11 protein-coding genes are annotated in these 10,314 nt (G+C 41.1%); 6 read left to right on the plus strand and 5 right to left on the minus strand.

Annotation, left to right across the window (positions count from 1 at the left end):
• Window positions 1–35: 35 nt before the first annotated feature.
• Window positions 36–662, minus strand: a complete 627-nt coding sequence (locus tag H6F45_RS05895) for a CPP1-like family protein (RefSeq protein ID WP_190346721.1) — start codon at window positions 660–662, stop codon at window positions 36–38.
• 556 nt (window positions 663–1,218) lie between these two features.
• Between H6F45_RS05895 and H6F45_RS05900 the strand changes: the two genes are divergently transcribed.
• The gene (locus H6F45_RS05900) at window positions 1,219–1,932 is read left to right on the plus strand and encodes a response regulator transcription factor (RefSeq protein ID WP_190346722.1); all 714 of its coding nucleotides are present in this window, start codon (window positions 1,219–1,221) and stop codon (window positions 1,930–1,932) included.
• Between the two features lie 145 nt (window positions 1,933–2,077).
• On the opposite strand, the gene H6F45_RS05905 is transcribed toward H6F45_RS05900, so the two are convergent.
• Together H6F45_RS05905 and hisIE are read right to left on the minus strand one after the other, a co-directional pair.
• Entirely contained in the window at window positions 2,078–2,287 is a 210-nt protein-coding gene (locus H6F45_RS05905) for a DUF2811 domain-containing protein (protein WP_096571693.1), read from the minus strand.
• A 705-nt stretch (window positions 2,288–2,992) separates the two neighbouring features.
• Window positions 2,993–3,643, minus strand: coding sequence for a bifunctional phosphoribosyl-AMP cyclohydrolase/phosphoribosyl-ATP diphosphatase HisIE (gene hisIE, locus H6F45_RS05910; protein ID WP_096571692.1), 651 nt, complete (start codon window positions 3,641–3,643; stop codon window positions 2,993–2,995).
• A 204-nt stretch (window positions 3,644–3,847) separates the two neighbouring features.
• On the opposite strand from hisIE, the gene hemL reads away from it, so the two are divergent.
• Together hemL and H6F45_RS05920 are read left to right on the plus strand one after the other, a co-directional pair.
• Window positions 3,848–5,146: a glutamate-1-semialdehyde 2,1-aminomutase gene (gene hemL, locus H6F45_RS05915; protein WP_096571691.1), complete on the plus strand. Its 1,299-nt coding sequence runs from the start codon at window positions 3,848–3,850 to the stop codon at window positions 5,144–5,146.
• A 778-nt stretch (window positions 5,147–5,924) separates the two neighbouring features.
• A complete protein-coding gene (locus H6F45_RS05920) occupies window positions 5,925–6,845 on the plus strand; it encodes a M23 family metallopeptidase (RefSeq protein ID WP_137668343.1) in 921 nt (306 codons plus the stop codon).
• 359 nt (window positions 6,846–7,204) lie between these two features.
• Here H6F45_RS05920 and H6F45_RS05925 read toward each other — a convergent pair whose 3' ends face one another.
• Complete coding sequence (locus tag H6F45_RS05925; RefSeq protein ID WP_137668344.1) at window positions 7,205–7,999, minus strand: L,D-transpeptidase family protein; 795 nt, start codon at window positions 7,997–7,999, stop codon at window positions 7,205–7,207.
• A 222-nt stretch (window positions 8,000–8,221) separates the two neighbouring features.
• Here H6F45_RS05925 and H6F45_RS05930 point away from each other — a divergent pair, with 222 nt between their 5' ends.
• From H6F45_RS05930 to H6F45_RS05940, 3 genes are all read left to right on the plus strand, one after another.
• Window positions 8,222–8,503, plus strand: coding sequence for a hypothetical protein (locus H6F45_RS05930; protein ID WP_190346723.1), 282 nt, complete (start codon window positions 8,222–8,224; stop codon window positions 8,501–8,503).
• A 45-nt stretch (window positions 8,504–8,548) separates the two neighbouring features.
• Complete coding sequence (locus H6F45_RS05935) at window positions 8,549–9,205, plus strand: sigma-70 family RNA polymerase sigma factor (RefSeq protein ID WP_096571688.1); 657 nt, start codon at window positions 8,549–8,551, stop codon at window positions 9,203–9,205.
• 161 nt (window positions 9,206–9,366) lie between these two features.
• Window positions 9,367–10,002: a transcriptional regulator gene (locus tag H6F45_RS05940; RefSeq protein WP_137668345.1), complete on the plus strand. Its 636-nt coding sequence runs from the start codon at window positions 9,367–9,369 to the stop codon at window positions 10,000–10,002.
• Between the two features lie 60 nt (window positions 10,003–10,062).
• On the opposite strand, the gene H6F45_RS05945 is transcribed toward H6F45_RS05940, so the two are convergent.
• Window positions 10,063–10,218 carry a hypothetical protein gene (locus tag H6F45_RS05945; protein WP_162501914.1) on the minus strand — a complete coding sequence of 52 codons (156 nt, stop codon included), beginning with the start codon at window positions 10,216–10,218 and terminating at the stop codon, window positions 10,063–10,065.
• Window positions 10,219–10,314 lie beyond the last annotated feature (96 nt).

Genomic DNA, 10,314 nt, shown 5'->3' on the forward strand with positions numbered 1-10,314 from the left:
TGCCTCTTGCCTCTTGCCTCTTGCCTCTTGCCTTATCAACGCAGAAAGCTGCTAATTAACCACATCAAAATAAACGTCAGAACCGTAGAAAACTGATTTGCTGTAATATTGATTAAAGCTAGTTGCTGTAATACAGGTACTGCAATCAATCCCCCAGCTATTAAGCCAATAATAAGACTTGCCAGGGTAAACAAAACTGCTCGACCAAATTTATTTTCCTTGCGGTTGAGAAAATAAATACTGACTCCAACCCCAACCACCAATCCCAGTTGCAAAACCTGATCGCTGGCAGTAGGAACAAATAAACTAATAGCACTTAAACCCAGGAACCAAGCTCCTGGTGCGAGTACATCTGATAGACTCGGTTGATCCAATATTCGTTGCAGCCATGCAGGTGACTGATCACGAGTAGCCGGACTTTCTTTTTGTGGAGATGGAACTCGCATTTCTGGAAAGCGGATACGCTCTGGTACTTTAATTTTACCTTCTTGGCGCATTCGTAAGCGATCCATTAGAATCGCATCATAAGCTGCTTCAATTAATTCCCGACCCTTGCTATCACCACCATGTTGCTCCAACAGGCGATTGCGAGCGTCCTGAATTTCATCAAAACTAGCATCTTCTGATACCCCAAGTTTTTGGTAGGGATTTTGATCGCTCATGGCAGTGTGTTACTTCAGCCCTAGTCATCAGCAGTCTTTTGTTGAAGAAAAAACAACCTTAAGTTCTATGATAATCGAAACAGTGCTTTCGGCCGATTCTTATCCTCATAATCAGGATATTAGCACAGCTGAGTTTATTCGACTCAAGAATTTAAACCATAGTTACTTTAACATATTGCCATCACAGACATCCATCAAAGGTTTTCAACCTATTTTCTGATAACCATATTGATTAATGGTATAAAATCGCATATTGATTTGAAATTAAACCGTTTTAAATTGCTGTTTCACTAAGCTAAGTACACACTATGCAAACTGAAACAGAAAGCTACAAATAGGGTCAAGAAAACCATACGGTAGATATAGTACATATTCTGAAATGCAGACCTGATATTCGTAAAATTAGTGTCTACATCTTTCATAATTGTAATTACAGTTTATTGGAACAATCAGGATACTCTTATCTACTCCTTGTAGATTTTTCAGTACAGCCAAAGTGGAAAATGCGTTTTTACGTAATATCTCTGTTAATCATAATGAATTTTTGTGCAAAGTAATGGTCATAGCTCCTGCCCAGATTCTTGTAGTTGATGACGACCCCGCCGTTCGGAATTTAATTCAACGCTTTTTGATCAAACAGAATTATCAAGTAGAAGCTGCCGAAGATGGTAAGACTGCCCTCAACTTATTTGAGCAATTTAACCCAGACTTGGTAATTCTAGATGTAAACCTACCAGATACGATTGGTTTTAACCTGTGCCAAGAGATGCAAAGCCGAAATGGCGTTTTTGTCCTTATACTCACCAGTCGCACAGATGAAACTGACAAAATTCACGGTTTTTCCAAAGGTGCTGATGACTATCTCACCAAACCCTTTGGACTGGGAGAGCTAGAGGTCAGAGTAGCAGCAATTTTGAGGCGACAGCGGGTTGTTACCACCGCAGAACAAAAACGCCTCATTTTTGACAAACTCATAATTGACCCGGTGCGGAGAGAAGTAACACTTAATGACGAACCAGTACCCTTGACCGCTTTGGAGTTTGATTTGTTGCATTTTTTAGCCAGTCATCCAGGTCGAGTTTGGCGGCGATCAGAACTTATACAAGAGGTTTGGGATTATGAATATGTAGGAGATCAGCGAGTTGTCGATGTTCACATCGGTCAAATTCGCAAGAAAATTGAAATTGATGCTAGTCAACCAGCATTAATTCAGACCGTACGTGGTGTAGGTTACAAATTTGAATCTACTACCAATCCACAAAACGAATAACTCTAAGGGTATTGCGTGTAGGGTGTCTGCTGTATTACATCACCCTATCACCCTATCACCAACCTCTCACAGTGCTAATACTTAGGGTTTGCTGAAAAAGTCTTTTCTTAGAGACAGGGAACAGGGAATAGTTTCAAGAGTTGGATCAAAGAAATTTTTGTTCTTGATGAAACAAAGTTTCTAAATAAATACGAGCAGCATAGCGATCGCTCTCTCCATTTTGCAGCAAAAACAACGATAACGCCGCAGTTAATACTCGGTTTTGATCCCACTCAGGATGGGTTTCTAAATAGTTTTTGAGGGATTCGTGGAGTGCTTCGGGAATCACTGTAAAGATACTAACTGTTGTGTTCATAAGATTTCCCTTCTATACGGTCTATCAAGAAATTTTGCTTGCATTTATCCGAATTTTGGATTTTGGATCGACCCACAAATAAATCAGGGGCATACCATCAAGGAATTATTGGTCAAGTATTGTCACCAGCCATAAAATCCCCACTCATACCTGAGTTCACTGTGCAAAATTGATGCTCATGTCGGAACGGAATAAAAAAGCAAGCCGAATCATTGTGCGCTCAGAGGGGGTGGGTTTGTCAATGCTGCGAAATGTTAAAAATCAGTAGTTAAAAAATAAATACTCACGAAATAATCAGGGCTAGAGCTATATTTTTGTTACTTAATTTAATAAAAACTCAGTTGGTGATGTAGTTCAGTCATCAAAGCATAAAATCCCCAGTAAGCCAGCAAGGCTTTGTTAGTTCGTCAAGCATCTGTGGAAAACTGGCAAACTTCCTGTGGAAATTCTGTGGAACTAAAGAGGATAATAGCCGCAAATAATAAGAATTACAAAAATATCAAGGTTTAGTAACAATTTAGCTCAGTGTGACTTCGATTTGAGAGCCTTTCTTGCAGAACTAGCAACTTACGTTAATAAATGGGTCATTGGTAATTGGTAATTGGTAATTGGTAATTGGTAATTGGTAAAAACTCTTACCCAGTCCCCAGTCACCAGCGATGCACTGAGCTTGTCGAAGTGTCCCCAGTCCCCAGTCACTAGTCCCTATTTCCGGCGTTCTTGTAATTTCCGATAAACAGCTTTTAAATCAACTTGATGATGTGCTAGAGCCACCAGGGTATGATAAAACAAATCTGCAACTTCTCCGGCGATCGCCTCAGCATCATCATCTTTGCAAGCCATGACAACCTCGGCGCTTTCCTCACCAATCTTTTTCAAAATCTTATTATCACCACCAGCCAATAATTTGCAGGTATAGGAATTTTCATGAGGATGATCACGGCGATCGCAAATTACCTGAAAAAGCTGAGATAACATATCTGCTGGAGGTGGTTGAACCTTGCCATCAACCTGATGAAAACAACTGCGTTCCCCAGTGTGACAAGCAATATCTCCCAACTGCTCAACACCAATCAGTAAAGCATCACTATCACAATCATAACGAATACTTTGCACCTTCTGAATATGTCCAGAAGTAGCGCCCTTATGCCAAAACTCCTGACGGGAACGACTCCAAAACCAAGTTTCTCCAGTTTCCAAAGTCTTTTGCAGAGACTCCTGATTCATCCAGGCCATCATCAATACAGTACCATCTAGATAATCTTGGATAATCGCAGGTACTAAACCTTTGTCATCGTAACGAATTTTTTCCACAGGGATGGCAGATTGGAGCGTTAGCAGTTCAGGAGAAGACATACAAAAACTAGAGTAAGTTAACAATTATTAATCAATTGCAGATGCTAACAGGAGTTTAGCAGAAAGTGGTGATTGGTGATTGATGATTGGTCATTGATGATTGGGAAAAATATTACCCATTACCCATTACCCATTACCCATTACCCATTTAGTCCTATCCTAATTAAAGAAGCTCAATTTAATTACCACCTATAGGAGATAACCTTGGTAAACACCACAATTAAAACTACAAAATCACAAGAAATCTTTGCTGCTGCTCAAAACCTCATGCCAGGAGGCGTTAGTTCTCCCGTGCGTGCTTTTAAATCTGTTGGTGGACAACCCATAGTATTTGATCGTGTTAACGGAGCATATATTTGGGATGTAGACGGCAACAAATATATAGACTACGTTGGTACTTGGGGTCCTGCTATTTGTGGCCATGCCCATCCAGAAGTAATCAGCGCATTACACGCAGCTTTAGAAAAAGGCACTAGCTTTGGCGCTCCCTCCGTGCTAGAAAATGTCTTAGCAGAAATGGTAATAGATGCAGTTCCTAGCATCGAAATTGTGAGATTTGTCAACTCTGGAACTGAAGCCTGTATGGCCGTCCTCCGGTTGATGCGAGCTTTCACCAACCGCGAAAAAATCATTAAATTTGAAGGTTGCTATCACGGCCACGCTGATATGTTCCTGGTTAAAGCCGGTTCTGGTGTAGCTACACTCGGTTTACCCGACTCCCCAGGAGTACCTAAATCTGCAACTAGCAGTACCTTAACTGCGCCTTACAACGATTTAGAAGCCGTTAAAGCCTTATTTGAAGAAAACCGTGATCAAATAGCTGGTGTAATTCTTGAACCTGTTGTTGGTAATGCAGGTTTTATTCCTCCCGATGCTGGTTTCTTGGAAGGTTTACGGGAACTTACCCACGAACATGGAGCTTTATTAGTATTTGACGAAGTGATGACAGGCTTCCGTATTGCTTACGGTGGCGCTCAAGAGAAGTTTGGCATCACTCCCGATTTAACCACAATGGGTAAAGTCATCGGTGGTGGTTTACCAGTAGGCGCTTATGGTGGTCGTCGGGATATCATGTCAATGATTGCCCCCGCCGGTCCTGTATATCAAGCTGGTACTCTTTCTGGAAATCCCTTAGCGATGACTGCGGGAATTAAAACACTAGAATTATTACAAAAACCAGGGACTTATGAACAGCTAGAGCGCATCACCAAAAAACTAGCTGATGGTTTGCTCAAAGTTGCTCAAGAAACAGGACATGCTGCTTGTGGTAGTCATATCAGCGCCATGTTTGGCTTATTTTTCACCAGTGGTCCAGTTCACAACTACGAAGATGCGAAAAAGTCTGATACAACCAAGTTTGGAAGATTCCATCGTGGGATGTTAGAGCGTGGTATTTACTTAGCACCATCTCAGTTTGAAGCTGGGTTTACTTCTTTAGCCCACACAGATGAAGATATTGAGCAAACGTTAGCCGCTGCAAAGGACGTGCTTTCTAGTCTCTAATTTCTGGGGACTGGGGATTGGTGATTGGTGATTGGGGACTGGGTAAAAACTAAATTCTTACTTTTGCCTTGTACCTATTCCCTGTTCCCTATTCCCTATTTTTTAACAACCACATCCTTTATGTCGACAACCTTTGACAGTTTGATGCAGATGCAAAAAAGCTAACTAAGTAGTCGTGCAGAATAAATTTTATATTTGGGATAGGGAACAGGGAACTCTTAACAGTGAACAGATAAGGAATACAGAGATTTTTGTTTGTTCCAAAAATGTTAAATTAATTCTGCCCAGGTACTTAATAGACCTCTCCGAAAAAGATGTAGGGACAATTCATGAATTGTCCCTAACAAGGGTTTGCTTATATCCGACTTTCCGCACTTCAAAATGTACTACGTTAATACTTCAATAAATTTTACAAAAAATGTTGATATTATTCAGTATTTAAACGTATGAATTATAGCCCTTCGTCGATCGCTATTCAACCACCATTAACCCCAATTTTCTTAATTTTCATGTATTACAAAGCGAAGTGCGGAATGTGGGTTAGAACTACGAAGTAGAACCCCATAGATTTAGTTGTCAAGGTACAGATTGCCGTTAGGCAGTTAGGTTTTTATACAGGTTAATTACCGTTCCTGTTGAAAACAAGATATCATGACTGCCCCACGCATGGGCAATCCGTTCGCCTACATCCACTGTTCCTTAGTACGATAAAGTATCATAGCAAGGCGTTGATACTTTATCGGGCGTGGTTTTGGCTCACTCAATTTCTTTATAACCTATGACTACCAAAGCTCAAGTTATTAATTTTCAGGATAAGTTACAGCGTGTTGGTGTCAGCAGTGTCACTAAGATGTTAATGGGAATTCTTGCGGCTGTTCCCATAGCACTAAGCTTGCCAGCAGAGGCTTTAGAAGTACAGATTTTACCGGAAAAAGTGCAATTGGGAGATACAATTTCCGTATTAATTGAACCAGAAAGTGGAGAACAGCCTGGTATTCCTACGGTAACAGTTGGAGAACAAACCTATCCAGCCTTTGAAATTGCCCCCAATAAATACCGTGCTTTTATTCCTACCACTCCATTAGAAGAACCAGGAGTAAGACAAGTTACTGTGTCAGGAGAGGGACAGCGACAAAGAAATTTGGCTGTGTACGTAGGCGATCGCAAATTTCCCATCCAACGTATTAATTTACCCCCAGGAAAAGCCGGAGTTAAAGCAACAGAATATGAACTAGAACGAGTTAAAGAGTTTAAAGCCCTACAAACACCTGACAAATATTGGGACGGTGTTTTCCTGAGACCAAATCAAGGACGGATGACCACAACCTATGGTGTAAGGCGCTACTATAATGGTAACTTTGCCAATGATTACTACCATCGAGGACTAGACTACGCTGGTGCAGCAGGTTCAGATGTAGTTGCCCCAGCAGCAGGAAGAGTGGCTTTAGTAGGCACAGTATCCCAAGGTTTCATAGTTCATGGTAATGTAGTTGGCATTGACCACGGTCAAGGAGTAACCAGCATTTTCATGCACCTCAGTCGGATTAATGTTAAAGAAGGTGATATGGTCAAAGCTGGTCAACTAATTGGTGCAGTAGGTTCTACAGGTGCTTCTACAGGACCTCATCTACACTGGGGTTTATATGTCAATGGAAAATCTATTGATCCTTCATCTTGGAAAACAAAGATAATTGATTAGTAATTAAGAATTACTAATTCATAATTCATAATTAGGGTTTGCTGAAAAAGTCCCTTCGTTGAGGCAGGGAATAGGGAATAGGGAATAGGGAATAGTTTGAGCTATCTGTTATCCCCAGATTTTCTAATTTATCAGACCCAAAGTGCACAGTTTTTAAGGTATACCCTTCAAAAATCTTGCACTTTCTTTCCTCCTGATCAGCCTCAAACCTTTGATTTACGAGTATTTTGGGTTTATTCAGCAAGCCCTATTTAGGATTTTGGATTTTGGATTTTGGATTGTTTCTGTCAACTCCAATCTAAAATCTAAAATCTAAAATTATTCTGACTCCTGTCTCCTGCCTCCTGACCACTGCTATTTTAGTCGCGCACTAATACTGGTGTGCCTAAATCTACTTGCTCATATAACATTCGCACATCAGGGTTACGCATTCTCAAGCAACCATGAGACACGGCTGCACCTATTAAATCAGTATCAGGTGTACCATGAAAGCCAATTTCGTTTCTGCCATCTGACCAAAAACCAATCCATCTGTCTCCTAAAGGACTATCAGTACCAGCTTCATATATTTTCCCTGTAATTGGATGTTTCCAAATGGGATGATGCTCCTTATGTATGACTTGAAAACTACCTGTGGGCGTTTCCCAACCTTTTTTACCGATAGCAATGGGGTAACTAGCTATAACTTGGTCATAGCGGTAAACATAAACCCGGTGATCGCTTAAATCAACCACCACTTCTGTCTGAGTAGATTGAGAACCTTGAACAGACGTGGACTCATCCACACCGCGAAAGAAAAAGCCCTTTGGTTTGCTGTTTGTCTTCTGCTTCTCGATCTGTTCTGGAAACACCAACTTTGTATTTTTTGGTGTATCCGCAGCACTAGCTACATATTTTTTCCCAGCAGTAGAATTTGATGGAGAAGAGGGAAAAGACGCGCCGAAAGCGGTTTCCCCAATGCTAATACCTGGAGAAATATTTTTACTAGAGTCAGTCGGGGAAGTAGAATTTTTCCTTAATGTAGTGGATACCGATGGATTTAACTGGGCTGTTGTTCTCATACTGTGCCAATGGACAGCCAGAGATAAAATTGCTGTGCCAAAACAGAGGAACATTACCATCCGTGCTACAGATTCATTTCTTGCCATTGCCATTGCTTATTGTGTATCCCTGACATATCTGGCTCATTAAAATTAATTATGGACTGCCAACAGCAGCCAATTAGCAAAGAATTTATCAATAATTATCAGTTATCTCATTACCCTGACAATATCTTTATAATTTAGAAGTTTTAGGAGTCAGGAGTCGTAGGGGCGAAGTAGGGGCGAAACATTCGGAAAATAACCTGTGATAAAAATTGATAGTTTATCGCCCGAATGCTGATGCTTCCAGCACGCTTCGCGAACGCCCGTACAGGAGTCAGGAGTCAGGAAGAAGAGGGTAAATATTTCTTCCCAGTCACCATTCACCATTCACCAGTCACCAGTCCCAATTGTCAAGGGGTAGTAGTCAGTTGTTTAAGTGAATACATCCTACTGATTTTTTTCCCTATACTCAAGACTCGGCATTGTAGACTCAACACTTTTTTTATAATTCCTGATTTATATTTCTGTGTTGATCTCATAAATCCGTCACTTAACCCAGGAACATCTCTCTAATTATCTAGTCTAATAGGAGGGGATGATTTACAGCCAGTACGATCTATGAGTCAATCGATTACTGTATCCTGGTCAACTGTTGATGCCAATTATTCACAAGCATCGGTGCAAGTTGACAAACTCTCAAACCACGATCTTATTTTACGCTGTCAAGCAGGACTGCGCCCAGATAAAGCTGCCTTTGCAGAACTCTTACGGCGCTATCAGACTCAGGTCGATAAGGTTTTATACCATCTGGCTCCTGATTGGTCTGACAGAGCCGACTTGGCTCAGGAAGTGTGGATTCGAGTCTATCGCAATATTAACCGCTTACAAGATCCTGCTAAATTTCGGGGTTGGTTAAGCCGTATTGCCACTAACTTGTTTTACGACGAGTTGCGTAAACGCAAACGGGTTGTTAGCCCCCTGTCATTGGATGCTCCCCGCTCGGTAGACGACGGCGAGATGGATTGGGAAATTGCTGGTGATACACCAGGACCAGAGGAAGAACTCACTACTAGAGAATTTTATGAACAACTGCGAGATGCGATCGCTGATTTACCAGAGGTGTTCCGTACTACAATTGTCCTGAGAGAAATCGAAGGATTACCCTATGAAGAAATTGCCGAAATTACTGGCGTTTCTCTAGGAACTGTAAAATCGAGAATAGCTAGGGCTAGATCCAGATTGCAAACCCAGTTGCAAAGTTATCTAGATGGTTAAGTAAATTTACAACATCTTTCCTTAATTCAATGGTAGAATTTTAAAAGAACAAGAACTGTGGTGAAATCTCAATTTTTTTCTACCATTTGGAAGTAAAATTGCTTAAATTCTCAAATTTATCCGCTGTGTTGACCCGTGTATGACTTGGTAAAAACGTTAAGATGAATACTGATTCTCAGTTTGATGACCGTTCCCCCTCCCAATTCCCTAGTGATGTAGCAAATGGAATGGCTAAATATACCAATGAATCAACGGGTACTAAGGATATGGAGAAACGTGATTGCCGACAACACAACGAAACTGACCGCTTTGAGTTATTAAGTGCTTACCTAGATGGCGAAATTACCGCTGGTGAACGTAAGCAAGTAGAACAATGGCTGTCCACAGATGAATCAGTTAAGTGTCTGTATGCACGACTTTTAAAACTGCGGCAGGGTGTAAAAACCATGCCCATACCAGCATCTGCACAGCCTCCAGAAGTGACATTCCAGCAAGTCTGGAAACGCTTGAGCTACCGTTACCAACTAGGTTGGATGTTTGGAGGGGCTGCTGTAGCGGCTTGTATCATCGGCTCAATCTCAGGCTTTATTCCCGGTAATACATCCAAATTACAACTGGCACAACAGAAAATACAGCCAATAACGGTAACAAGTCAGCCAGCAGTTTCTACCTCACCGTTAATGGTAGCCTTGAATAACCCAGTCATTGAAATTCCCAAAACAGCAGTAGCTTCTCCAAGAAAACCAGTTACAGAGTCAAAAACTCTCCAAAAAGATTCAGAGTTAAACATTAACTAATGAGTTGACAGATTACAGAACAGGCAACAGGTAACAGATTACAGCTTCAAAGCTGTGAAGTTAACTATTCCAACAACCATCCAGTTGAGGAATACCACGGAGTTGGTAAACCTTTTCTATCGTCATCAAGTACACCCAAGCCCAACCTAAAGACAAGCGGTCTAAATCAAAAATTTCGATATATTCCGATACAAAAAAGCTAACTAATGCTAACAAAAGTTGGCTTTTTCTTCCTGTTTCACCCTAGCAGTGTCGGCACTATCTAGTCCACAGGCTAACACGATCAATCTGACCGCTTCTTGTTTTAAATTA

The sequence above is a fragment of the Sphaerospermopsis sp. FACHB-1194 genome (assembly GCF_014696235.1).
Taxonomy (GTDB): Bacteria; Cyanobacteriota; Cyanobacteriia; order Cyanobacteriales; family Nostocaceae; genus Sphaerospermopsis; species Sphaerospermopsis kisseleviana.